We start from the raw sequence: 24,703 nt of genomic DNA on the forward strand, positions 1-24,703 counted from the left end.
ATGCGACGAAAGCGTCCTTCACCGCGTCGGATGCGGTGAAGGACGCTTTCAGCCCACCACCGGGATCAGGGGGCGAGCGGCCCGACGTCCGCCTTCGTCAGGGCTTTCCGTGCCCCGCCCGGCAGCAGCTCGTCGGCCCCGACGTCGTACTTCCCGGATCGCTTCTGCAGATCGAAATCCGTCCCCGCGTACGGGTAGGAACCGACCCCGGCGTCGACCGCGGGGCTCCCGGACGACAGCCGGTACAACCCGTCCCGCACCAGCTTCGGGTCGACCGCCCGGTACCCGGACGGCATCCCCGCGGGCCCGCCCCAGGCGATGTTCCCCTCGTACTTCACGACCGAACCGCCCGGCATGCTCACGAGCTTTCCCGTCCCCTGCAAGACGTTGTTCGCGAGCACGCAGTCCTTGGGTTTGAAGTCACCGCCGTCGCCGTGGACGACGTCCGTGGTCCCGACGACCGTGTTGTAGGCGACCACGACGCGGTCGGGCCGGTCGTGGAGTTTGCTGTCCGGTCCGCTGTCCGCCTCGTTGCCCGAGCCGAAGACGATCCCGCGGTTCGCCGTGGTGTGCACGTAGTTGTTGACGATCTTGTGGTCGTTGCCGTGGAAGCGGATCCCGGACCGGCCCAGCAGGATGTTCCCCTCCACCACGCTGCGATCGCCGTGCCGCAGCACGAGGAAACCGCGGCTGTCGCGGATCGTGTTGTACCGGATGACGTTGTCCGACGACTTCACGGAGATCGCCTCGGAATCCCCGTCGGCCTTCTCGAACAGGTTGTCCTCGACGATCCCGTCCGCCTTGTACTTCTGGTGGTGGCTCAGCCCGAACCGGATCGACTCGCCACCGTTCGAACCGGTGAACCCGTGGTTGGAGAAGTAGTTGTGGTGCACATGCACCCGCTTCGCCATGTCCTTCTCCGGGCCGAGCACCTGCAGGAAGACACCTTGGGTGGTGCGGTTCTGCAGCACGTTGTGGTCGAACTCGGTGTCGTCGCCGTTGAGGGTGACCCAGTTGCCACCGCCGGAGAGCTGGACGTCGAGCCGGGTCAGCCGGTTGTGCGTGCTGCCCACCGGCACGCTCAGCGAACCACCGTGCCGGAGCTTGAACCCGCGCAGCACGACATGCGAGGCCCCGGAGGAGAACGAGAACCCCGTCGATCCCTTGATCTCGGCCTTGCCGACGTGTTCCGCGGTGATCGTGATCGGCGCGCTCGCCGTCCCCGACCGTTTGATCGCGATGGCCGAACCCGCCGAATAGCTGCCGTCGGCCAGCCGGATCTCGTCGCCGGGAGCGGCTTTGTCGATCGCGGACTGCAACGCGCCCAGCGACGTCACCCGGACGACCTGAGCACCCGACGCAGTGGCAGGACCGGTCACCAGCGCCAAAGCCGTGGCTGTGACAAGGCAGAAATGACGCATCCGCCGACCTCTCGACAGGCGACCTGAACGGTCGCGTCAGTGGCGGCGGACTGCGATGACGTTACTGATTCACCGGCTCGTGCGTCAACGAACCGTCCCGCTGAGGAGGACTCAGGTCGTCTTCGGCGGCTGTTCGACGTCGAGCTCGGCCGAAAGCTGTCGCCAGGCCGTCTCGGCGGCCTTCTGCTCGGCTTCCTTCTTGGTCGTTCCCGAGCCGTAGCCGAGCTCACGCCCGCCGACGAGGACGGTGGCGCTGAACTCCTTGCGGTGATCGGGCCCGGTGTCCTCGACCTTGTACTCGGGCACGCCGAGCCCGGCCGACGCCGTCAGCTCCTGGAGGCTGGTCTTCCAGTCCAGGCCGGCACCACGCAGCGGTGCCTCGGCGAGCAGGTCGTCGAACAGGTGGTGCACGAGCTTGCGCGCGATGTCGATGCCGTGCTGCTGGTACGCGGCGCCGATGACGGCTTCGAGCCCGTCGGCGAGGATGCTCGCCTTGTCCCGGCCGCCGGTGAGCTCTTCGCCCTTGCCCAGCAACAGATGCTTGCCCAGCCCGCCCTCACCGAGACCGCGCGCGACCCTGGCCAGCGCGTGCATGTTGACCACGCTGGCCCGGAGCTTCGCGAGCTGTCCCTCGGCGAGTTCGGGATGGGTGTTGTAGAGGTGGTCGGTGACGACCAGGCCCAGCACCGCGTCCCCGAGGAACTCCAAACGCTCGTTCGGCGGCAACCCACCGTTCTCATAGGCATAAGAACGGTGGGTCAGCGACAGCGTCAGCAGCTCGGGCTCGATCGTGATCCCGAGAGCTTCGAGCAGTGGTGCGGGGTCCGCGGGTGGTCCACCGGCAGATTTGCCCCCCATGTCGTCGGCTGCCGATCAGGCGGGCTCGACGACCTGGCGACCGTTGTGCTGGCCGCAGGCCGGGCACGCGATGTGCTGGAGCTTCGGCTGCTTGCAGGCGCGGTTGGAGCAGGGCACCAGCTGAACCGGAGCCGCCTTCCACTGGCTGCGGCGCGCGCGGGTGTTGGATCGCGACATCTTCCGCTTCGGGACGGCCACGAGTAGATCTCCTTCAGACGGTCTGCCCGCGGTCGCGAGCGAACTTGCTTCTCCGGAACGAGCTGGTGCTCGTCAGGCTTGCTTTCCGGGGCCATCGGCCTGGTCATCGCCCGTTTCGTCATCGAAACGATCGACCAGCGCGGCCCACCGAGGGTCTATCTTCTCATGCCCGTGACCGGGCTCGAGATCGGCCCACTTGACACCGCATTCGATGCACAGCCCGCGGCAGTCCTCGGCGCACAGCGGGGCCAGCGGCAGCGCCAGCACCACCGCGTCGCGGACCGTCGGCTCGAGGTCGATCCGGTCGTCCACCAGGCGAGGGATCTCGTCCTCGTCGGTGGTCTCCTCGGTCGCGGAACCGGGGTAGGCGAAGAGCTCGGTCAGGTCGACCTCGACGTCCTCGGTGATCGGGTCGAGGCACCGCGAGCAGTGCCCCGTCGCGACGGCGGACGCCGTGCCGCTGACGAGCACGCCCTCGACGACGGACTCGAGCATCAGGTCGAGTTCGAGGGTGGAACCGGCGTCGATGGTGATGACGTCGGGCACACCGAGCGCGGTCTCGATGGGGATCGAGCGTTGGACGGCCTTGCTCAGGCCGGCGTGACGGCCGAGCTCGCGGGTGTCGAGCACCCACGGGCTCCGGTCGTCCAGTTGCGCAGGCCTGGCCTGCGGCGACTTGTTCTCAGACATCGGTCACCAGGGTACGCAGGCGCCGCCACTGACTTTCGGGCGCGGTCGGTGAAGGCCTCCTTGAGGGACCCTTCAAGGCATCGCAGGGTTCCCAATGTCGCGTTGGGGACACTCAGCGTCCCGAATGCGACATTGGGAACATCCGGAGCCCCCTTGCGAAATCAGGGGCTGACCTGCGGAGTGATAGCAAAGGTCCCTTGCTCTCCGCGCTCCCGGAAGCAGCCGCCCGAGTACATGAAGGCCCCCTTCCTTGCGTTAGGCGCAAGGAAGGGGGCCTTCATGTACTCGGGCGATCAGGACTGGTAGTCGTACAGCGACGTCCGGCTGTTGCCCGGCAGGTTGACCGGGGACCGCAGGTGGTTGCGCCCGGAGTCGACCGTGCGCAGCGTGGTCGCCAGCAGTTCGGAGAACTCGGCCAGCTTCCCGTCGACGTAGGCGTCGCAGTCGCCGCGCTGCTTGTCGGCCTCGACGTGCGCCTCGTCGACGATGCGGGCCGCCTCGCCGTGCGCGGCCTGGACGACCTCGGTCTGGGCGACGAGCCGGGCCTGTTCGGCGCGGCCGTCCTCGATGGCGCGCTCGTAGGCGTCGCGGCCGGCCTGGATCATCCGCTCCGACTCGGCGCGGGAGCGGTCGGTGAGGTTCTGGAACTCGGCCTGCCCGGCGGCGACCATGCGCTCGGCCTCGGCGTGCGCGTCGCTCATCATCTGCTCGGCGCGGGCGCGGGCGTCGGCGAGGATGCGCTCGGCCTCGGCCTGCGCGTCGGCGACCGTGCGGTCGGCCTCGGTGTTCGCCGTGGTGATCGTCTCCGCCGCTTCGGTGCGGGCGGTCTGGATCAGCTGATCACGCTTGTCCAGGACGTCCTGGGCGTCGTCCACCTCGCCCGGCAGCGCGTCGCGGATGTCGTCGAGCAGTTCCAGGGTGTCCCCCCGCGGGACGACACAACTGGAGGTCATCGGCACGCCGCGGGCTTCCTCCACGATGGTGACGAGCTCGTCGAGCGCCTCGAAAACCCGGTACACGGCCCACTCCCTACCTACTGCTACAGCGATCCCCACATTCCCTGAGATCAGTTTGCCCTCATCACCGCCGTAAGGGGTGAAAGCGCGCGGTACCGGGCGTGTCCCCGCCGGTACCGCGCGCCATGATCACCGCAGCGTCAGCTCCGGATCGAGGACGAGCGTCAGCAATTGCCGGTCGGTCAGCGAAGGGCTGCCTAGCGCGTTCAGCGTGCCGAGGTCCGTCACGGTGACCGCGGTGCCGTCGGTCCGGAACCCGGTCGCGTCGCGGCCGACGACCGATTCGACGGTCGTTCCCTTCAGATCCGGTCCGGGATCACCCTTCTCGTTGATCACGACCCGCGCCCCTCCCGGCTGCGGCAGCACCTCGCACCGCAGGGGTTTCCCATTCGGCAACGTGACCTTGGCCTCGGGGCAGGCCGTCTGGTCGGAATAGCCCTTTTTGGTGGAGACCACGCCGGTGAGCGTCACGTTGAACCCTCGCTCCTTCTTCGAAGCGTCCCGGTAACGCACGCTCGCGGTCATCAGGTCCCAGTCGTCCGGGTAGCTCTGCTGGAACGGGCCGAACGTGAGGTCGGTCGCGCCGGGCAGGAGAGCCGTGACCGCCTTCTTCAGATGTTCGAGGTTGCGGGCCTTCTGCGGCGTCAGGTCCATTCGCGGCGTGTTCTCGTCCGGCCGTATCTGGGGCGGGAGCGCCGAAGATGTCGGCACGGCGGGGGTGACCAAGGGATCGTCTCCCGGCGCCACGAACACCACCGCGGCCGCGATCACCGCCAGCGTGGCCACCGCGGTCAGCCCCATCGCCCGCCGGTTCCGTGCCTTCTTCGCCGCCGCCTCGGCGACCTCGTCCGGGTCGAAGCCGAGCGGGGGCTCGGCCAGTGTGATCCCGCGCAGCCTGTTCTCGAGTTCGTCCATCACGCGCTCCTCCCGGAGACAGCCTCGTCGTGCTGTCTCTGCAGGGCCGCGCGGAGGACGTCGAGCCCTCGCGCGGCCTGGCTCCTGACCGTCCCTTCCGAACAGCGCAGCGCGACGGCGACCTCCGCGACCGGGAGATCGGCGCAGTAGCGCAGCACGACGGCGGCGCGCTGTTTCGGGGGAACTTCGGCGAGGGCGCGAAGCAGCGAATCCGAGATGCCGGCATCGGCCGGGGCCACGGGCTCTTCGGGGACGACGCCGTCGCGGTTCTCTCTGCTCCGCCATGGTCGTCGCCGCTCGTCGAGCCAGCAGCGCATCAGGATCTGCCTCGTGTAGTTGTCGACGGGCCCTTTCCGGCGGACCTTCGGCCAGACCCGGTAGAGCTTCATGAGAGCGCTTTGGACCAGATCCTCCGCGAGATGCCAGTCGCCGCAGAGCAGATACGCCGTCCGCCGGAGCGGTAGCGCCTTGTCCCTGGCGAATTCCCTGAAGCTCGCATCGTCCCCAGACCGCATCGTGCCTCCTCGTCCGTGTTCCGGTGTATCTCACGGACGAGGAGGCACGAAATGTTGCACGGACGGATCAGCCGGCGAGGTTCACCAGCTTGAAGGTCGTGTAGCGGTCCGGCGTGTAGACGATCTCGCCGCCCTTGCCGGAGATCACGCGGTCGCTCGTGCCCACCGGGAACAGCTGGTAGTAACCGGCGGCGCACGACGGCAGCACCCCTTCGCGGTTCTCGTAGACCGTGCCGGTCGCGCCGCCGCGAGCCTTGTCCACCACGGACTTCGCTGCGGAAGACAGAGTCGAGTAGCCGACCTTCGCGAGCTTCGAGGTGTCGCCGCACGACGGTGCCGGGGTGCCGTCGGCGTCGATCACGGAGAAGGTCTTGTAGTGGTCGGCGGTGTAGAAGTGCTCGCCGGCGTTACCGGTGACGATGCGGCGAGCACCCCGATCGGGCGAGCCTGGCGTCGGGACCGTGTACTCGCGGTAGTAACCCGACGCGCACTTCGGAAGGATGTTCTCGCGGTTCGAGAAGACCGTGCCGTCCTTGTCCGGGTACGGGAACGGGCCACCCTTCTGGATGAGGTTGTAGGTCGTCGTCGCCTCGGCGGGCAGCGACGACAGCGACACGTGCTTGAACCCGGTGAGATCCCCGCACGGGTTCTGCTGGATCGAGACGGGGGCGGCCGTGGCCTGCGCGGCACTCAGCCCGCCGAAGAAGGTGACAAGCAGAACGAGCAGCGCGGCGGCGATCCGCGATCGTTTGTTGGTCATTTTCGGACCGTAACCCGATCGTGTATTCACCAGAAGGCGTCGAGATGAACTCTTCATCGCCGCCCACCAGGGCCCGACCAACGGCTTCGGCCGTTCGGGTCAACCTCGTTCGGAGTACTTCTCCGAGAGACGTTTGAACACTATCGGGGGCACCAGGTGCTCGATGTCGCCACCGAGCGCGGTGACCTCTTTGACCAGCGAGCTCGACACGAACCCGTACGCCGGGTTGTTGGCCATCAGCAGCGTTTCGAGTCCGGTGAGCTCGCGGTTCATCTGCGCCATCTGGAGCTCGTAGTCGAAGTCGCTGACCGACCGCAGCCCCTTCGCGACCGCGATGATGTCGTTCTCGCGGCAGTAATCGACCAGGAGTCCTTGCCACGAGTCGACGCGGACGTTCGGCAGCTTCGCGGTGATCTCGCGGAGCATGTCCATCCGCTCCTCGGTGGTGAACAGGCCCTTCTTGCTCTTGTTCACCCCCACCGCGACGACGACCTCGTCGAACAGCTTGGCCGCCCGCTCGATGATGTCGAGATGTCCATTGGTGGCCGGATCGTAGGACCCGGGACAGACCGCACGCCGCATGCGCGGACGCTACCAAGCCGGGGAACCTCCTGCGCGCTATCAGTGGTGCGTCACACCTGATATTCGGCCCAGTAGAGCGCGGTGTCGCCGTAGCGCTTCGTCCGCATCGGCTCGAAGCCCGGCGGCCAGTCCGGCTCGCCGTCCCGCGCGGCCCGCTCGATCACCACCAGCGCGCCGTCCGTGACCCACCGGCCGGCCGCGAGCGCGGCCATGACCTCACCCAGGCGGGTGGAATCCACAGCGTAGGGCGGATCGGCGAGGACGATGTCGAACGTTTCCGGCGCCGGAGCGGCCACGACGGACTCGACGGTCCCGGCCCGGACCGTGCCGCCGAGCCCCAGTGCGGCGACGTTCCCCTTGAGCACTTCGACCGCGCGCCTGTCGTGTTCGACGAACAGCGCGCCGGACGCGCCGCGGGACAACGCCTCCAGCCCGAGCGCGCCCGAACCGGCGTAAAGGTCGAGGACCTGGGCCCCCTGCAGCTCGCCGGCGACCTCCAGCGCGTTGAACAGCGCCTCGCGCACGCGTTCCGACGTGGGCCTCGTGCCCTTCGGCGGGACCTTCAGCCGCCTGCCGCCCGCGGTCCCCGCCACGATCCTGGTCATGGGTGCATCGTGCCTCAACACCTTCCACCGTGACGTTGGCCGGGACTTGGTGAAGCCGCCGCCCAGCTCGCGTAGAGTCGTCCTTCGCCCTCGGAGGCGATAGAAGCGTTTAGGAGCGTTGCGTGTCCGAACCTCGGGTCAGACGGGCCGAGATCGCCATCGAGCAAGCCCATGTGGACACCGTCTACACCCGGCTCGCCGAATTGCGAGCCCAGGCTGAGGCCATGCGTACCAAGGGCTATGAGATCGGCCATGGCGCCGGGCGGGAAGCCATCTTCGAGCAGGCGTCGATGCTGTTCGAACGGGACATGATGGTGTACCACGCCAATCAGACCCTCCAGACCCTCGACGCGGAGTACGAGGGGCTGGTCTTCGGCAGGCTCGACCACCTCGACAACGACCACATCTACGTGGGCCGTCTCGGCATCCGCGACGCCGAGTTCGACAACCTCGTCACCGACTGGCGCGCGCCCGCGGCCGCGGCGTTCTACCAGGCGACGGCCGAGGAGCCGATGGACGTCGTCCGGCGCCGGGTGATCCGGTGCTCCGGCCAGAACGTGCTCGACGTCGACGACGACGTCCTGATCGCCGACGCGGTCCCCGACGGCATGCAGATCGTCGGCGAAGGTGCGCTGATGGCCGCGCTCGGGCGGTCGCGCGGCGAGAAGATGCGCGACATCGTCGCCACCATCCAGAAAGAGCAGGACGAGGTCATCCGCGCGCCGTGGCGAGGGGTCACGGAGATCACCGGCGGCCCCGGCACCGGCAAGACCGCGGTCGCGCTGCACCGCGCGGCGTACCTGCTCTACCGCTACCGCCGCCAGCTCGGCGGCGCGGGCGTGCTGGTGATCGGCCCGTCCGGGGTGTTCACCAGCTACATCTCGCGGGTGCTGCCGTCGATGGGTGAGACGAACGTCGAACTGCGCGCGCTCGGCGAGGTCCTCGACGGTCTCGAAGCGACCCGTCAGGACCCGGCGCCGCTGGCGGCGATCAAGGGATCGCTGCGGATGCGCAAGATCCTGCTGCGCGCGCTGCGGGACACCCCGGAAGACGCGCCAGAGGACATGAAGATCGTCTACCGCGGCGAGGTGCTGCGGCTCAACGCGCGCGAGCTCGACAAGGTGCGCCGCAAGGTGCACACCGCGGGCGGGCCGCCGAACCGGTCGCGGATCCGCGCCGCCGAACTGCTGCTCGACGCGCTCGCCGCGAAGGCCGAGCAGCACGCGAAGGACGACGGACGTCAGATCGACAAGGCCGAGCTGATCACCGAACTCGGTGAGCGCATCGAGTTCCACCGGTTCCTGGTGGTCTGGTGGCCGATCCTGTACCCGGCGCAGATCCTGCGCTGGCTCGGCAGCGAGAAGCGGCTCGCGTCCGCGGCGAAGGGCCTGCTCAACCGCGGCGAGATCAGCATGCTCGCGGCCGATTTCGCCGATCGCTCGCGTGGCTGGACCATCGCGGACATCGCGCTCCTCGACGAGCTGCGCGTCCTGATCGGCCCGCCGCCGAAGAGCAGGCGGACCCGCCAGAGCGTCGAGGTCAACCCGGAGCGCGGCGGCACCCCGACCCGGCCCGAGCACTACGACGAGTACTCGCACGTGGTCGTCGACGAGTCGCAGGACCTCTCGCCGATGCAGTGGCGGATGGTCGGGCGGCGCGGCAAGTACGCGAGCTGGACCGTGGTCGGCGACCCGGTGCAGAGTTCGTGGCCGGATCCGGCCGAGGCCGCGATGGCGCGGGACCAGGCCTTCGGGCTCAAGACGACGCGGCGCCGGTTCACCCTGCGCACCAACTACCGGAACTCGGCGGAGATCTTCGATCTGGCCGCGAAGGTCGTCGCCGGGCACGCGGAGGCCGACGAGCTTCCGCGCGCGGTGCGGCAGACCGGCGTCACGCCGGAGGTCCGGCCCGTCGAGGCCGCCGGGCTGGAGGCGGCGACGCAGGCCGCGGTGAAGGAGATGCTGGGTGTCGTCGAAGGCACCGTCGGCGTGATCACCGCCATGGACCGGGTGCCGGAGGTCGAAGGCTGGCTCGACGGGCTGTCGGACGAGCGGCTCAAGGTCGTCGGCAGCCTCGACTCCAAGGGCCTGGAGTACGACGCCGTCGTCCTGGTGGAGCCCAACGACCTCATCACGGAGTCGACCACCGGGCGCCGGGTGCTGTACGTCGCGCTGACCCGCGCGACCCAGCAGCTGACCGTCCTGGCCTCCAACCCGGACTGGATCCCGGCCGCCTGATCACGCGAGTTACGCGCTCAATCACGCGAGTTCGGCCTCTGATCACGCGAGTTCGGCGTGCCTCGATGGACGACACGCGTGATCAGAGGGACGACACGCGTGATTGAAGGCGCGACTCGCGTGCTTGGGCGCGTAACTCGCGTGCGTCACAAAAGCTGAAGGGCTCCTTCAGGACACTGGTGAATGCCCTGAAGGAGCCCTTCAGACCCCCGGTGAGTGAACGATGTGGGGACGCATCGCACGTCCAGGGGTATTTCTAGCGCCTCTTCGTTGTTCGGTGTCACGGCGAACCCACCGAACAACAACGCCGAACAACGAATCGGCCGTGGTCACGGGCACGGAGGCCGGTAATCGAGCCCCGGCAGGTGTTGTTCCCACTCTTCCGCCGTGATCCGCGGGTACACCGTCGCGCAGATGCGTTCGGCGGCCCGTTCGGGGCTGGTCTCCCACAACCGCACGCTGCCGTCCGCGACCGAGCCCGCGAGAGTGTGGCCATCGGGGGCGAACGCCACGGCGTTGACCCGGTCGACGTCGTCGGTCAGGTTCGCCGATTCACGGACGGATCCCGGATCGGAGACATCCCATAGTCGCACGGACCGGTCGTAGCTGCCGGTCGCGAGAGTCTTCCCGTTCCCGCTGAAGGCGACCGAGATGACGTTGTCGGTGTGCCCGGCCAGCAGCGCCGCCTCCCGCGGGACCGCCGGATCCGTCACGTCCCAGAGCCGGCCGGTGCGGTCCGCGCTGCCGGTGGCCGCGAGTTTGCCGTCCGGGCTGTAGGCGACCGAGAACACCGTGTCGGAATGCCCCTTCAGCACCGACAGCGGCTTCGGCGCTTTCGCCATCGAGACGTCCCACAGCCGGGCGGTGTGGTCCCAGCCGCCGCTGAGCAGGGTGCGGCCGTCCGGGCCGAACGCGAGCGAATGGACGTCGTCCTCGTGCCCGGTGAGGGTCGCGAGTTCGACGGGCCGCCGGATGTCGGCGACGTCCCACAGCTTCACCGTGTGCCCGCTGCCCGCGGTCGCGAGCGTGCGGCCGTCCGGACTGAACGCGACGGGGTCGATTTCGTCCTCCGGGCGGTAGAAGACGCCCGCGTCGACCGGTTTGCGCGGATCGGTGACGTCGATCAGCCGCATGGTGTGGTCCCAGGAGCCGGCGGCGAGCGTCCGCCCGTCGGGACTGAACGCGAGACCGCAGACGCCCTGGCCGAAGCCCGCGACCTTGCCCACTTCACGTGGGTTCCGGGTGTCGGAGACGTCGACCAGGCGCACCACGCCGTCCTGGCTGCCGGTGGCCAGCAGCTTCCCGTCGGAGCTGAACACCGCCCGGCAGGCCGACCTCGCGGGACCGCTGATCGCGGGCCCCGGCAGATCCCACATCCGCACCGTCTGGTCGTCGCTCGCGGTCACGAGTGTGCGGCCGTCCGGGGAGAACACCGCCCAGACCACGGCCGCGGTATGCCCGACGAGCGCGGGCTTCTCGCGCGGTTTCGCCGGATCGGTCACGTCCCACAGCCGGGCGGCGCGGTCGAAACCGGTGGTGGCCAGCGTCGTCCCGTCCGGGCTGAACGCCACGGACCGCACGATGGTCTTGTGCGCGGCCGTCGTCCCCAGCGGCGACGGGGCCATCGGGTCGGCGACGTTCCACAGCCGCCCGGTCTGGTCGATGCTCGCGGTGGCGAGCGTCCGGCCGTCCGGGCTGAACGTCGCGGAGTGGACACCGGCGGTGTGCCCGTTCACCACGCCGAGGGGCTTGGCCTTGAGCGGATCGGCGACGTCCCACAGGCGTGCGGTCTTGTCGGCGCCGGTCGAGACGAGGGTCCGCCCGTCGGGGGCGTAGGCGAGACCGTTGACGTTGCCGGTGTGCCCGGTGAGAGTGGCCGCCAGGACCGGTTTCGCGGGGTCGCGGACGTCGAAAAGGCGCACCGTGCCGTCGCCGTCCGCGGTGGCGAGCACCGCCGCCTTCGGGCTGAACGCCACCGCGTTGACCCGGCTCGGATGCTCCCCGACCAGCACGCCCGGCCCGGGTTTCGCCGGATCGGCGACGTTCCAGAGCCGCGCGGTCTTGTCCCAGCCCGCCGTCGCGACCGTGGCGCCGTCGGCACTGAAAGACACCGAGTTGACGTTCTCGGTGTGCCCGGACAACGTGGCCAGTTCCTTCGGCCGATGGGCGTCGCCGATGTCCCACAGCTTGGCGGTGTGGTCCCAGCTGCCGGTGACCATCACCCGGCCGTCGCCGCGCAGGGCGGTCGCGTTGACGCGGTGGCCGTGCCCGCGGACCCGGGTCGAGTACGGCGACTCGAACATCCCGAGCACGCTGCCGCGGGTGTCCACACTCGGATCGACGCGGTACGCCGCCAGCGCGAGCTGCGCGGCCAGCGCCGGATTCGTCGTCCGCATCTCGATGGCCTGCCCGGCGACCTTCTGCGCGAGCGCGCTGTTGCGCTGGCTGGTGGCGGTCTGCTCGGCGCGGACGGCGTACGCCATCGCGGCCGTCGCCAGCACCAGCAGGACGGCCAGGAGCGCGACCAGCTGACGCAGCCGCCGGGTGCGGCGCCGGGCGACGGACTGCTCGTGGTTCTCGATCGCCACGCTCGCGTCGAGGAATCGGCGTTCACGCTGGGAAAGCGCGGTGTCGTGCTCCCCCGCCCACTCCCTGGCGATGGCCAGCCGCGCGCCGCGGTAGAGCCAGCCGTCGTCGCGGCCGACGGATTCCCACGCGTCGGTCGCCTCGGTGAGCTGGCGGTGCACGCGCAGGCCTTCACGGTCCTCGGCGAGCCATTCACGCAGGCGCGGCCAACCCCGGATCAGCGCTTCGTGCGCGATCTCGATGCCGTTGTCGTCGAGCGTGACCAGCCGCGAAGACGCCAGCCTGTCCAGCACGACGGCGACGTCCGGGTCGTCGGCGTCCACCTCGTCGCGGGTGATGCGGCGTTTGGTGTCCTCGGTGCCTTCGCCGAGCGCGGTCATCCGCAGGAAGATCTGGTTCGCCAGCCGCTGCTGGTGTTCGGTCAGCGCGGTGAAGGTGTGTTCGGAGGTCTGCGCCACCGACCGTTCGATCCCGCCGGTGGACTCGTAGCCAGTGAGGGTGAGGGTGTTGCCGTGACGGCGGCGCCAGGTCTCCAGCAGGGCGTGCGAGAGCAGCGGCAGCACGCCGGGCTGCCCGGTCGCATCGGCGACGAGCCGCGAGACCAGCGCGTTCTCGACGCGGTACCCGGCGTCGATCGCCGGCCGCGAGATGGCCTGCCGCAGTTCCTCGGTGCTCATCGGGCCGACGAGGATCTGCGCGTCCTGCATGGCCTCGACCAGTTCGGGATGCCGCGCGCAGTGGGTGTAGAAGTCGGTGCGGATGCCGAGGACGACCCTGGTCCGGCTCTCCGGCTCGGTCGTCGCGGTGACCAGCGCCGACAGGAAGGCCGTCCGTTCGTCGGTGTCCTGGCAGAGCGTGAAGGCCTCCTCGAACTGGTCGACGACCAGCACGACGTCGCCGCCGCGGTCGGCGACCAGCTGACGGGCGGCGAGGCCGAGGTTGCGCGGATGCGCGGTGAACTCCTCGAGCAGCCCGCCGGGCGCGAGCCCGAGGGCGGCGCCGAACTGGACGGCGCACTCCTGCAGGGGCCGCGATCCAGGGGTCATCAGGAGCGTGACGGAGGTCTCGGCGACGGCGGGAAGGAGACCCGCCCGGAGCAAGGACGACTTACCGGAACCCGAAGCCCCGAGAACGGCCAAGAATCGTTGGCCCGAAAGCCTCGTGACGAGTTTTCCGACAAGTCGTTCGCGACCGAAGAATCGGCTCGCGTCATCCGGCCCGAATGCGGTCAGGCCGATATAAGGGACCGATTCCCCATTCGGCGGGGCAACCGGTGAATCATCGACTCCGGCGCGCGTCCGCTCGGTCACGTCGTGCCATCGCGCCTCCCACTCCTCCTCGGGGCCGTCGCACGCCCGGACGTAGGCCAACGTGACCGCCAAGCTGGGCATCTTCTTCCCGCCGGCGGCTTCGGAGAGGGTGCCCGCGGAGTAGTGGGCGCGCCTGCCCAGCTCCCGGTACGTCGGATTTCCGGCCTTCTCCCGCAGCCGCCGGAGATCTGCGGCGAACCCGAGCAACGGATCGTCCCCGGGGTCCAGCGGTCGTTCCGGACGCGGCACCCTTAATCCTTTCTTTTCAGTGGTTTTCCCACGCTCGCATTAGGGGGCAACCGTACCGTGGAAACGGGGGAACTCCGTCGAGTACCGGGTACATCGAGTCGGTTAATTTCGATCGATTGACAGGCACGGGAAGGGATCGGGGGCCCACGACGTTGTACCGGTGCGTGACCTCCTTGCCTGACATCCCGCTGTCCGTGCTCGACCTCTCGCCCGTCGTGGCGGGAGGCGGTGTCACGGATTCACTGCGCAACACCCTCGACCTCGCGCGCCGGACCGAAGCCCTCGGCTACCACCGGTACTGGCTCGCCGAGCACCACAACATGCCCGGTATCGCGAGTTCCGCGACCGCCGTGATGATCGGCCAGGTCGCGGCCGCCACCGAACGCATCCGGGTCGGCTCCGGCGGGGTCATGCTGCCGAACCACGCCCCGCTGGCGGTGGCCGAGCAGTTCGGCACCCTGGAGGCGTTCCACCCCGGCCGGATCGACCTCGGCATCGGGCGGGCCCCGGGCACCGACCAGCGGACCGCGCTGGCGCTGCGCGGCCCCGGCGGGCTCACCGCGGAGAACTTCCCGCAGCAGTTCGCGGAACTGCTGGCCTACTTCGAGCACTCCGACCAGCGCGCCGTCAACGCCGTGACCGCCGAAGGCAACAAGCCGCCGGTCTGGCTGCTCGGCTCGAGCGGCTTCAGCGCGCGGATGGCGGGCGAACTGGGCCTGCCGTTCTCGTTCGCGCACCACTTCAGCGCCGAGAACACGCTTCCCGCCGTGGCGCTCTACCGCGACTCGTTCAAACCGTCGGACGTCCTCGACGAGCCGTACGTGATGCTCGGCGTCTCCGTGGTGGCCGCCGAGACCGACGAGCGCGCCCAGTACCTCGCCGCGCCCAGCGGCCTGACGTTCCTGAGCCTGCGCAAGGGCCGCCCCATCCCGCTGCCGACGCCGGAGGAGGCCGCGGCCTACCCGTACACCGACATCGAGCGCGTGTTCATCGAGGACCGGGCCGCGAGCAGCATCATCGGCTCGCCCGAGACGGTCCACAAGGGACTGGAGACCTTGCTGGCCGACACCGGCGCGAACGAGCTGATGATCACGACCATGGTGCACGACCAGGCGGACCGGGTGCGGTCGTACGAACTGGTCTCCGAACTGGCGCGCTGAGGCTCTCCCGTCTCGCGTGAAGGCCCCCTTCACTCGGCTGAGCCGAGGGAAGGGGGCCTTCACGCGCTTTCGGCCGCCGCCAACCTCGAGGAGCGATCGACACCCGCGCGCCGCGCCACGAATGGACCAACGCGCCGCCGAGCACGAAAGAACGGACAAGATCCCCGCCCGCCTTTGTCAGGAAAGGACAAGAATTCTCCGGTTACCAGGACGTGACGTCTTGATCACACCGAAGTTCTTGTCACCAGGCAGGCGCGTGATTAGCGTACCGACCAGTAGCAAACAGCACGGTAACACCCCGTTGATCCTATTCAACGATTCCGTTCCGCCATTCGGAGCAAAGGAATTGCGCAAGCTGGGGTGTATTCGCCGTGCCCGGAAAACGGGAGGGTCGGCGTGGGCGTCCGGACTAACGCACCCTCATTCCCCGGCGCGGGTGCGATCCGGGAGACCGGCAGGCTCTACTCACTCGGCCTCGACGTCGTCCGCCTGACCTTCCGGCGGCCGTTCCAGGCGCGCGAACTGATCCAGCAGTTCTGGTTCATCGCGAGTGTGTCGATCCTGCCGACGGCGCTGGTCGCGATCCCGTTCGGCGCGGTGATCGCGCTGCACATCGGTTCGCTGACCGCGCAGATCGGCGCGCAGTCCTTCACCGGCGCGGCCAGTGTGCTGGCGATCATCCAGCAGGCCAGCCCGATCGTGACCGCGTTGCTGATCGCGGGCGCCGGCGGTTCGGCGATGTGCGCGGACCTCGGGTCCCGCACGATCCGCGAGGAGATCGACGCGATGGAGGTGCTCGGGGTCTCCCCCATCCAGCGCCTGATCGTGCCGAGGGTGCTCGCCGCGATGGGGGTCGCCGCATTCCTCAACGGAATGGTCAGCGTGGTCGGCGTCCTCGGCGGCTATTTCTTCAACGTCATCATGCAGAACGGGACACCGGGTGCGTATCTGGCCAGTTTCTCCGCTCTCGCGCAGCTTCCGGACCTCTGGATCAGCGAGATCAAGGCGGTCATCTTCGGTTTCGTCGCGGCGATCGTCGCCTCTTATCGCGGGCTCAATCCGAAAGGCGGCCCGAAAGGCGTCGGTGACGCGGTGAACCAATCCGTGGTGATCACGTTCCTGCTCCTGTTCCTGTTGAACCTCGTGCTGACGACGCTTTACCTGCAGCTCGTCCCGGCGAAGGGCAGCTGATGGTCACGACGACACCGCCCCCCACAAACACCCGCGCCACGCGGGTCCGCGAAGCCGTCGATCGCCGGTTCGGGTTCCTGGACACGCTCGGCGACCAGATCCTCTTCTTCCTCAAGGCACTCGCCTGGGTGCCGCGCGCGGTGCGGCGCTATCTCCGCGAGATCACCCGCCTGCTGGCCGAAGTCAGCTTCGGCAGCGGCGCGCTCGCGGTCATCGGCGGCACGATCGGCGTGATGATCGGGATGACCGTGTTCACCGGCACGGTCGTCGGGCTCCAGGGGTATTCAGCGCTCAACCAGGTCGGCACGTCGGCGTTCGCCGGGTTCGTCTCCGCGTACTTCAACACCCGCGAGATCGCGCCGCTCGTGGCCGGGCTGGCGTTGTCGGCCACCGTCGGCTGCGGTTTCACCGCGCAACTGGGCGCCATGCGGATCTCCGAGGAGATCGACGCGCTCGAAGTGATGGGCATCCCCAGCGTCCCGTACCTGGTGACCACCCGGATCATCGCGGGTTTCCTCGCGGTCATCCCGTTGTACGCGATCGGCCTGCTGACCTCGTATCTCGCGTCACGCCAGATCACCGTCTGGTTCTACGGCCAGTCCGCGGGCACCTACGACCACTACTTCCTGCTGTTCCTGCCACCGGGCGACGTGCTCTGGTCGTTCGGCAAGGTGCTGGTGTTCAGCGTCGTGATCGTGCTCGCCCACTGTTACTACGGCTTCCGCGCGAGCGGCGGCCCGGCGGGCGTCGGGGTCGCCGTCGGGCGCGGGGTGCGGACCGCGATCGTGGCGGTCAGCGTGCTGGACTTCTTCCTCAGCCTCGCGATCTGGGGCGCGACCACGACGGTGCAGGTGGCCGGATGAGCCGGCGCGGGCTGCGCAAAGCCGGGGTCAGGACGGCCGGGGTGCTGTTCCTCGTGGTGATGTCCGCCCTCGTGCTGTTGTCGATCAAGATCTACCGGAAGGATTTCGTCGAATCCGTGCCGGTGACGCTACAGGCGGACCGCGTCGGCAACCAGTTGCGCACGGGCGGGCAGGTCAAGGCCCGTGGCGTGGTGGTCGGCGAGATCCGTGACGTCCGCGCGACACCGGGCGGCGCGGAGATCGACCTGGCCATGGAGCCCGGCAAGGTCTCGAAACTGCCCAAGAACGTGTCCGCGCTGCTCGTGCCGAAGACACTGTTCGGCGAGCGGTACGTGCAACTGTCCATTCCGGACGGTTCGACCGCGGGGCCGCTCGCCTCCGGCGACGTGATCAGCCAGGACCGTTCGGCCAACGCGATCGAACTGGAGCGGGTCTTCGACAACCTGCTGCCCCTGCTCAAGGCCGTGCAACCGCAGAAGCTCGCGACCACGCTGACCACCGTCGCCACCGCGCTGGAAGGCCGGGGCGACCAGATCGGCGACACGCTCGCCACCGCGGCCGCCTATCTGAAGGACTTCAACCCGAACCTCCCGAAGCTGAACGACAACATCCGCGACCTCGCCACGGTTTCCCAGCTGTACGGCGACATCGCGCCGGATCTGCTCGACGCGCTGAGCGCCTCGGCCGTCACGCTCGACACGGTCAAGGAGAAACGGGCCGAACTGGCGACGGTGTACCAGCAGGTGACGTCGTCCTCCCAGCACGTCACGACGTTCCTCGTCAACAACCGCGCCAACATCATCGCGCTCGCGGCCGACAGCCGCGCACCGCTGGAGGTCGGCGCGAAGTACTCGCCCAGCTTCGCCTGCACGCTGGACGCGCTCGCCAAGCTGAAGCCGCAGATGGACCAGGTGCTGGGCGCCGGCACCGGCGAACCCGGCCTGCACGCGGAGATCACCATCTCCCAGGCCCGGGGCAAATACGTACCCGGCAAGGACGCTCCGGTCTACGACGCCACCGGCGAACCGCGCTGCTACCCGTCGAACGGCCTGATGAGCCAAGGGATCGTGGCGACCGGTGAGCAGACCGCGGCGCTCCCGGGCGCGCAGGGTGATCTCGGCCTGGCGAACTCGCCGCAGGAGCGGGAACTGATCTCCACGCTGGTCGCGCCGTCCATCGGTGTCCCGGCAGCGCAGGTCCCCGCCTGGGGCAGCGTGCTCGTCGGCCCGCTCTACCGGGGAACGGAGGTGACCCTGCGATGAGGAACTTCGTGAGCCCGCTGATCAAGGGGCTGATCTTCGTCGTCGTCACGACGCTGGCCACGGTGCTGCTGGCGGTGTCCATCACGAACACCGGCCTCGGCGACACCAAGACCTACAGCGCCAAGTTCCTCGACGCCACGTCGCTCAACGTCGGCGACGACGTCCGGATCTCCGGGGTCCGGGTCGGCCAGATCGAGGAACTCGAGATCGCCGACCACAGCCTGGCGCGCATCCGGTTCTCCCTCGACTCCCAGCGCAGGCTGCCCGCCGACGTGACCGCGGTGATCAAGTACCGCAACATGGTCGGCCAGCGCTACATCGCGCTCGAACGCGGCAAGGGCACCCCCGAGCTCCTGGAGCCCGGCGCGGAGATCCCGCTGGAGCGCACGACGCCCGCGCTGGATCTCACGGAACTGTTCAACGGCTTCAAACCGCTGTTCCAGGCCTTGTCGCCCAAGGACGTCAACCAGCTCTCCGGCGAGATCGTCCAGGTGCTGCAGGGCGAAGGCGGCACGGTGGAAAGCCTGCTCGCGCACACCGGTTCGCTGACCACCACGCTCGCCGGCCGCGACAAGGTGATCGGCGACGTGATCACGAACCTGGACACGGTGCTGAAGAGCATCAACGGCAAGGGCGACGCACTGTCCACTTTGGTCTCCACGCTGAAGGAGCTGGTGGCGGGGCTCGCCGGCGACCGCACCGAGATCGGGGAGGCCGTCTCCGGGCTCGCGGATCTCACCACCGCCACGGCGGGCCTGCTCGAACAGGGCAGGAAACCGCTCAAGGACAGCATCGAGGGGCTCGGCCTGCTGGCCGGTCAGCTGACGACCGACGAGGGCAAGGCCGAAGTCGACCGCGTCCTGACCGTGCTCCCGGGGAAGCTGGACGACCTCGGCCGGATCGGCTCCTACGGATCGTGGATGAACTTCTACCTGTGCTCGTCCGTCCTGCAGACCAAACCTCCGCGCGGGGTACCGGCGACGGCGGAGAGGTGCACGTCGTGAAACCCTTCAAGGAGCGGAACCCGATCGTCATCGGTGTCGTCGGCAGCGCCGTCGCGGCCGCGCTGCTGACCGCGACGCTCAACTACGAGAACCTCCCGATCATCGGCTCCGGAACCACCTACCAGGCCGAATTCTCCGAAGCGGCCGGGTTGCAGGAGGACGACGAAGTCCGCATCGCCGGGATCAAGGTCGGCGAGGTGAGCGACGTCCGGCTCGCCGAAGACCACGTGGTGGTGAGCTTCCGGGTCAAGGACGCCTGGATCGGCGACAAGACCGCCGCCGAGATCAAGATCAAGACCTTGCTGGGCCGGAAGTTCCTCGCCCTGCGCCCGACCGGCGAGACGGTGCAGAACCCGAAGCAGCTCATCCCGCGCACCAGGACCGTGACACCGTACGACGTCACGGAGGCGTTCAACGGGCTGGCCGACACCGCGGGCGCCATCGACACCGATCAGCTCGCGGAGAGCTTCACCACGCTGAGCGACACGTTCAAGAACTCGCCCGCGCACATCAAGAAGGCGCTCGAAGGGCTGACATCGCTGTCGAAGACCGTGTCCTCCAGGGACAACGAGCTCGCCAGCCTGCTGTCCAACGCGCACGGCCTCACCACGACGCTCGCGAACTCGAACGACGACTTCGCCAAGCTCCTCTCGGACGGCAATCTGCTGCTGACCGAACTGGACAACCGGCGGCAGGCGATCCACGACCTGCTGACCGGCTCGCAGGAGCTCGCCACCCAGCTTTCGGGACTGGTGAAGGACAACAAGGACCAGCTCGGCGGAGCGCTCAGCCAGCTCGGAGAGGTGACGGACATCCTGCAGCGGCAGAACGACAATCTCGCCAAGAGCCTCGACCTCGCCGCGCCGTACTTCCGCGTGGTGAACAACTCGCTCGGCAACGGACGCTGGGTGGACGGCTACCTGTGCGGGCTCATCCCGGAGAACCGGGATCCCTGCACCGCGCCGATCCCGGGAGGTGGCCGGTGATCAGCAGGTTCGTCACCCTCGCGCTCGTGCTCGCGCTGGCCGTCGTCGGCGGGCTCTGGTGGATCTTCTCCGGCAACGGGCTCGACCGCGTCACCGTGTACTTCTCGCGCGCCGTCGGCGTCTACAGCGGATCGGACGTGCGGGTGCTCGGCGTCCGGGTCGGCCAGGTCGAATCGGTCGCCCCGGAAGGAGAACGGGTCAAGGTCGTCCTGACCGTCGACGGGTCGACCCCGATCGCCGCCGACACGAACGTGCTGGTCGTGGCGCCGAGCGTGGTGGCCGACCGCTACGTCCAGTTCACCAAGCTCACGCGCGCCGGGAACCGGCTGGACGACGGCGCGGTGATCCCGGTCGAGCGCACCGGAACGCCGGTGGAACTCGACCAGCTCTACTCCAGTCTCGACACCCTCGCCAAGGCGCTCGGCCCCAAGGGCGCGAACGCCGACGGCGCGCTTTCGGAGCTGCTGCGCACCGGCGCGAAGAACCTCCAGGGCAACGGCAAGCCGTTCAACGAGTCGGTGCGCAACTTCGCCGACCTCGCCAGGACCCTGTCCGGGAACTCGCAGAACCTGTTCGCCACCGTCGACGAACTGCAGCGGTTCACCTCGATGCTGGCGACCAACGACCGGAACGTCAGCGAGGTCAACAAGCAGCTCGCCTCGGTGACCGGCACGCTCGCGCGGAACAAGGACGAGCTCGCCCGCGCGCTCAACGGCCTCGGCGGTGCCCTGGCGGAGATCCAGCAGTTCATCAAGGACAACCGCGCGCTGATCAAGTCCAATGTGGACAAGCTCGCGGTGACCACCGGGACGCTGGTCGACAAACGCGCGGCGCTGGCCGAAACCCTCGACACGATCCCGCTGGCGGTGACGAACGTGCTCGAAGCCGTCGATCCGAAGACCGGCAAGCTGCAGAGCCGCGGCAACATGCTCGAGTACGCCCCGCTCCCGCTGCCCGTCGCCGGCGCCACCTACACCGGGGGGCGCTGATGGCCACGAAACGGGCGCTCGCCGTGCTCGCCGCGTGCTGTGTCGCGCTCACCGCCTGCTCCTCGGATTTCAAGGGCGTCTACGACCTGCCGCTGCCCGGCGGCGCGGACATCGGCGACCATCCGTACCGGGTGACCGTGCAGTTCGCCGACGTCCTCGACCTGGTCCCGCAGGCCGCGGTGAAGGTCGGCGACGTCCCGGTCGGCCGGGTCGAGACGATCAAGCTCGGCGAAGACGGCTGGACGGCCGAGACCGTCCTGGCGGTCAACGGCGACGTCCACCTGCCCGCCAACGCCATCGCGCGGCTACGGCAGTCCAGCCTGCTCGGCGAGAAGTTCATCGAACTCGCCCCGAGCGCGGCGAAGGCCGAGGGCAGGCTCGGCGAGGGCGCGGTGATCCCGGTCGCGAGCACGAACCGCAACCCGGAGTTCGAAGAGGTCTTCGGCGCGCTGTCCCTGCTCCTCAACGGCGGCGGGATCGGTCAGTTGCAGACCATCAACCGGGAGCTGTCGAAGGTGATGGACGGCAACGAAGAGGAGATCCGCTCGTTCCTGTCCACTGTGGAACAGCTGGTGTCCAATCTGGACACGCACCGCTCCGACATCACCTCCGCCCTCGACGGGCTCAACCGGCTCTCGACGACGCTGGCGAACCGGAAGAAGCAGGTCGAAGGCGCGCTCACCGATCTCACCCCCGGCCTCCAGAGCCTCTCCGACCAGCGCACCCAGCTCGTCTCGATGCTGCAGTCGCTGGACCGGCTCTCCGGGGTCGGCGTCGACGTGATCAAGAAGAGCCGGGCCGACCTCGTCGCGGACCTCACCGCGCTCGCGCCGATCCTCAAACGGCTGGCCGACGCCGGCGAGAGCCTGCCCAAGTCGCTGGAGATCCTGCCGACGTTCCCGTTCACCGACGCCGTCCGCGACGGCATCAAGGGCGACTACCTGAACGTCTACGCCTCGGTCATCCCCGCGCCGGGCGTCGAGCTCCCTCCCCCCGGCGAAGGGGTTCCGCCGGGACTCCCGACCTTGCCGCTGCCGTCCTCCGGAGGTAGCTGATGCTCACCACCCGTGTCCGGATCCAGGTGATCGCGTTCGTCATCCTCGCGCTGGCGACGACGGCGTTCGTCGGCGCCAGCTACGCGGGGCTCGGCCGGCTCTTCGGGGCGGGCGGGTACACCGTGAAGCTCGCGCTGACCGACGGCGGCGGCCTGTTCACCAACGGCGAGGTGACCTATCGCGGCGTCGCCGTCGGCCGGGTCGGCGAACTGCGGCTCACCGACGGCGGGATGGAAGCGGATCTGGTGATCGACGACGACGCCCCGCCGATCCCGGCGAACTCGCGGGCCGTCGTGGCGAACCGGTCCGCGGTGGGCGAGCAGTTCGTCGACCTCCAGCCGCGGACCGGAGACGGGCCGTACCTCGCCGAAGGTTCGGTCATCCCGCGCGAGGCGACGGCCGTTCCGCTGCCGGTGCAGCATCTGCTGACCGACCTCGACTCGCTGACCGCGTCCGTGCCGACCGAGGATCTGCGGACCGTGGTCGACGAACTCGACAACGCCCTGCGTGGTTCCGGCGCGAACCTGCAGGTGCTGCTGGACTCCACCACCGACTTCACGAAACAGGCCGCGAACCACCTGCCGCAGACGGAGAAGCTGATCACCGACGGCTCGACCGTGCTGAAGACCCAGGTCGACTCGTCGCAGGCGTGGCGGCAGTTCAGCGGCAACGCCAAGCAGTTCGCCGAACAGCTGTCCCGTTCGGACGGTGACCTGCGGCGGCTGATCGCGACCGCGCCCGACGCGGCGACCCAGCTCTCCGGGCTGCTGCGGGACAACGAGCCGGGCCTGCCGATCCTGCTGGCGAACCTGCTCACCACGTCGCAGGTGTTCTCCGCGCGCACCGACGGCCTCAGGCAGTTGCTGATCAACACCCCGAAGGCGGTGTCCGCGGTCGACGCCGCCGTCGACGGGGGTTCCGTGCGGACCGAACTGGTGCTGACCTTCTTCGACCCCATGCCCTGCGCCAAGGGCTACGAGGGCACGAAGATCCGCAGCAGCGCGGAAGTCTCGCCGCTGCCGTTCAACACCGGTGCCGCGTGCACGCTCGACAGGGGCAACCCGAGTTCGGTCCGAGGCTCGCAGAACGCGCCGAAGGGCGGCGTCCCGCCCGCCGCGATCCCCGGCGGCTTCGGCGCCGACGGCCAGCCGACGTCCACCAGCCTCGAGGAGATGTTGTGGCTGCGCAACTGAAGATCGCGATCGCCGTGTTCGCCGCGGCCTGCGCCTTCGCGGGATGGGCCGGGTACACCTGGTTCACCGCGACGGGTTCGACGGCGGTGGCCTACGGGAACTCCCGCGACGAAGCGCTGAAGTCCGGGCGTGAACTCGTCGCCCGGCTCACGAGCCTCGACCACCACCGCGTCGACCAGGGCATCGCCGACTGGCTCGCCGCGTCCACGGGCCCGCTGCGCGATCAGCTGGGCAAGGCCGACGACGCGACGAAACGGACGCTCACCAAGGACGCGACCGTCTCGACGGGCAAGGTGCTCGACGCGGCGATCAGCGAGCTGGACGACCACGCGGGAACGGCCAAGATGCTGGCGTCGGTGGAGATCACGATGGCGAAGGAGGGCGCGGCGCCGACGACGAAGCGCAACCGGTTCGCCGCCGGGCTGACCAGGACGGACGAAGGCTGGAAGCTCAGCGCGCTCGACCAGCTGCCGGTGGGTGCGCGATGACCGCCACGGCCGACACCGAGACCGAGGCCGTCGAAGAAGAGGTCGTCGCCGAGAAGCCGTCGCGCCGCCCGAAGCTGCCGTTGATCCTGCTGGTCGCGGCTGCCGTGCTGGTGGCGGCCGGGGTGTGGTTCACGCTGGAGGCGAGGTCGATCTCGGCGGCGCCGTCGGCGGCGAACACCGCGCTCACCGACGTCGGCGCGACGGCCGAGGTGAACTCCGCGGTGACCGTCGCGCTCGACAAGATCTTCTCCTATTCCTACGACCGGACCGACGCCACCGAAAGGGCGGCCGCGTCGGTGCTCAGAGGCAAGGCACTGGAGTCGTACAACCAGTTGTTCGCCCAAGTCCGGGAAAAGGCTCCGGCACAGAAACTGGTTCTCACCACCCGCGTCTCCTCATCCGCCGTCCAGGAACTCGGCGACGGTAAAGCGAGGCTGCTGGTATTCCTCGATCAAGCGGCCACCCGGGCCGACAACAATTCTTCGACAGCGGCCGCGGCGCAGCTTTCGATCACCGCGGAACGCGAAGACGGCAACTGGGTCATCACCGATCTCGTTCCCCGATGATCCC

The 24,703-nt window shown here is 68.8% G+C and carries 23 protein-coding genes; 12 read left to right on the forward strand and 11 right to left on the reverse strand.

Annotated elements, in window-relative coordinates; genetic code table 11:
* Positions 1 to 65: 65 nt before the first annotated feature.
* The 10 genes from DMH01_RS01530 to rsmD form a co-directional block, all read right to left on the reverse strand.
* Entirely contained in the window at positions 66 to 1,421 is a 1,356-nt protein-coding gene (locus DMH01_RS01530; protein WP_125673331.1) for a polysaccharide lyase 6 family protein, read from the reverse strand.
* A gap of 111 nt (positions 1,422 to 1,532) precedes the next feature.
* Entirely contained in the window at positions 1,533 to 2,279 is a 747-nt protein-coding gene (gene rnc / locus DMH01_RS01535; RefSeq protein WP_199745330.1) for a ribonuclease III, read from the reverse strand.
* Between the two features lie 15 nt (positions 2,280 to 2,294).
* Positions 2,295 to 2,477: a 50S ribosomal protein L32 gene (gene rpmF / locus DMH01_RS01540; RefSeq protein ID WP_005160412.1), complete on the reverse strand. Its 183-nt coding sequence runs from the start codon at positions 2,475 to 2,477 to the stop codon at positions 2,295 to 2,297.
* Between the two features lie 72 nt (positions 2,478 to 2,549).
* Positions 2,550 to 3,167: a DUF177 domain-containing protein gene (locus tag DMH01_RS01545; RefSeq protein WP_125673332.1), complete on the reverse strand. Its 618-nt coding sequence runs from the start codon at positions 3,165 to 3,167 to the stop codon at positions 2,550 to 2,552.
* Between the two features lie 293 nt (positions 3,168 to 3,460).
* Positions 3,461 to 4,186 (reverse strand): DivIVA domain-containing protein, encoded by a 726-nt coding sequence (locus tag DMH01_RS01550; RefSeq protein WP_034323487.1) that lies wholly within the window; start codon positions 4,184 to 4,186, stop codon positions 3,461 to 3,463.
* A 126-nt stretch (positions 4,187 to 4,312) separates the two neighbouring features.
* Positions 4,313 to 5,098, reverse strand: coding sequence for a hypothetical protein (locus DMH01_RS01555; protein ID WP_125673333.1), 786 nt, complete (start codon positions 5,096 to 5,098; stop codon positions 4,313 to 4,315).
* Positions 5,098 to 5,613 (reverse strand): RNA polymerase sigma factor, encoded by a 516-nt coding sequence (locus tag DMH01_RS01560; RefSeq protein WP_125673334.1) that lies wholly within the window; start codon positions 5,611 to 5,613, stop codon positions 5,098 to 5,100. The genes DMH01_RS01555 and DMH01_RS01560 overlap by 1 nt, the downstream gene beginning before the upstream one ends.
* Before the next feature lie 67 nt (positions 5,614 to 5,680).
* Positions 5,681 to 6,373 carry a ribonuclease domain-containing protein gene (locus tag DMH01_RS01565; RefSeq protein ID WP_125673335.1) on the reverse strand — a complete coding sequence of 231 codons (693 nt, stop codon included), beginning with the start codon at positions 6,371 to 6,373 and terminating at the stop codon, positions 5,681 to 5,683.
* 99 nt (positions 6,374 to 6,472) lie between these two features.
* A complete protein-coding gene (gene coaD, locus DMH01_RS01570; RefSeq protein ID WP_016336395.1) occupies positions 6,473 to 6,955 on the reverse strand; it encodes a pantetheine-phosphate adenylyltransferase in 483 nt (160 codons plus the stop codon).
* 50 nt (positions 6,956 to 7,005) lie between these two features.
* Entirely contained in the window at positions 7,006 to 7,578 is a 573-nt protein-coding gene (gene rsmD / locus DMH01_RS01575; protein ID WP_255431983.1) for a 16S rRNA (guanine(966)-N(2))-methyltransferase RsmD, read from the reverse strand.
* Positions 7,579 to 7,682: 104 nt separating this feature from the next.
* Between rsmD and DMH01_RS01580 the strand changes: the two genes are divergently transcribed.
* Positions 7,683 to 9,797: an ATP-binding domain-containing protein gene (locus DMH01_RS01580; protein ID WP_125673337.1), complete on the forward strand. Its 2,115-nt coding sequence runs from the start codon at positions 7,683 to 7,685 to the stop codon at positions 9,795 to 9,797.
* Positions 9,798 to 10,126: 329 nt separating this feature from the next.
* Here the strand turns inward: DMH01_RS01580 and DMH01_RS01585 are convergent, their stop codons facing one another.
* Positions 10,127 to 13,921: a hypothetical protein gene (locus DMH01_RS01585; RefSeq protein WP_199745379.1), complete on the reverse strand. Its 3,795-nt coding sequence runs from the start codon at positions 13,919 to 13,921 to the stop codon at positions 10,127 to 10,129.
* A 185-nt stretch (positions 13,922 to 14,106) separates the two neighbouring features.
* On the opposite strand from DMH01_RS01585, the gene DMH01_RS01590 reads away from it, so the two are divergent.
* From DMH01_RS01590 to DMH01_RS01645, 11 genes are all read left to right on the forward strand, one after another.
* A complete protein-coding gene (locus DMH01_RS01590; protein ID WP_199745331.1) occupies positions 14,107 to 15,102 on the forward strand; it encodes an LLM class flavin-dependent oxidoreductase in 996 nt (331 codons plus the stop codon).
* Between the two features lie 396 nt (positions 15,103 to 15,498).
* Positions 15,499 to 16,293, forward strand: coding sequence for an ABC transporter permease (locus tag DMH01_RS01600; protein ID WP_020630757.1), 795 nt, complete (start codon positions 15,499 to 15,501; stop codon positions 16,291 to 16,293).
* Positions 16,293 to 17,156: an ABC transporter permease gene (locus tag DMH01_RS01605; protein WP_125673339.1), complete on the forward strand. Its 864-nt coding sequence runs from the start codon at positions 16,293 to 16,295 to the stop codon at positions 17,154 to 17,156. The genes DMH01_RS01600 and DMH01_RS01605 overlap by 1 nt, the downstream gene beginning before the upstream one ends.
* Positions 17,153 to 18,418, forward strand: a complete 1,266-nt coding sequence (locus tag DMH01_RS01610) for an MCE family protein (protein ID WP_125673340.1) — start codon at positions 17,153 to 17,155, stop codon at positions 18,416 to 18,418. The genes DMH01_RS01605 and DMH01_RS01610 overlap by 4 nt, the downstream gene beginning before the upstream one ends.
* A complete protein-coding gene (locus tag DMH01_RS01615) occupies positions 18,415 to 19,422 on the forward strand; it encodes an MCE family protein (RefSeq protein WP_125673341.1) in 1,008 nt (335 codons plus the stop codon). The genes DMH01_RS01610 and DMH01_RS01615 overlap by 4 nt, the downstream gene beginning before the upstream one ends.
* A complete protein-coding gene (locus DMH01_RS01620; RefSeq protein WP_125673342.1) occupies positions 19,419 to 20,408 on the forward strand; it encodes an MCE family protein in 990 nt (329 codons plus the stop codon). The genes DMH01_RS01615 and DMH01_RS01620 overlap by 4 nt, the downstream gene beginning before the upstream one ends.
* Complete coding sequence (locus DMH01_RS01625; RefSeq protein ID WP_125673343.1) at positions 20,405 to 21,397, forward strand: MCE family protein; 993 nt, start codon at positions 20,405 to 20,407, stop codon at positions 21,395 to 21,397. The genes DMH01_RS01620 and DMH01_RS01625 overlap by 4 nt, the downstream gene beginning before the upstream one ends.
* Positions 21,397 to 22,452 carry an MCE family protein gene (locus DMH01_RS01630; RefSeq protein WP_125673344.1) on the forward strand — a complete coding sequence of 352 codons (1,056 nt, stop codon included), beginning with the start codon at positions 21,397 to 21,399 and terminating at the stop codon, positions 22,450 to 22,452. The genes DMH01_RS01625 and DMH01_RS01630 overlap by 1 nt, the downstream gene beginning before the upstream one ends.
* Positions 22,452 to 23,645, forward strand: coding sequence for an MCE family protein (locus DMH01_RS01635; protein WP_125673345.1), 1,194 nt, complete (start codon positions 22,452 to 22,454; stop codon positions 23,643 to 23,645). Before DMH01_RS01630 ends, DMH01_RS01635 begins: the two co-directional genes overlap by 1 nt.
* Positions 23,630 to 24,133, forward strand: coding sequence for a hypothetical protein (locus tag DMH01_RS01640; RefSeq protein WP_125673346.1), 504 nt, complete (start codon positions 23,630 to 23,632; stop codon positions 24,131 to 24,133). Before DMH01_RS01635 ends, DMH01_RS01640 begins: the two co-directional genes overlap by 16 nt.
* Positions 24,130 to 24,699 (forward strand): hypothetical protein, encoded by a 570-nt coding sequence (locus tag DMH01_RS01645; RefSeq protein WP_125673347.1) that lies wholly within the window; start codon positions 24,130 to 24,132, stop codon positions 24,697 to 24,699. The genes DMH01_RS01640 and DMH01_RS01645 overlap by 4 nt, the downstream gene beginning before the upstream one ends.
* Positions 24,700 to 24,703: the final 4 nt, after the last annotated feature.

The sequence above is a fragment of the Amycolatopsis sp. WAC 04182 genome, from assembly GCF_003947465.1.
In the GTDB taxonomy this organism is placed as follows: Bacteria; Actinomycetota; Actinomycetes; order Mycobacteriales; family Pseudonocardiaceae; genus Amycolatopsis.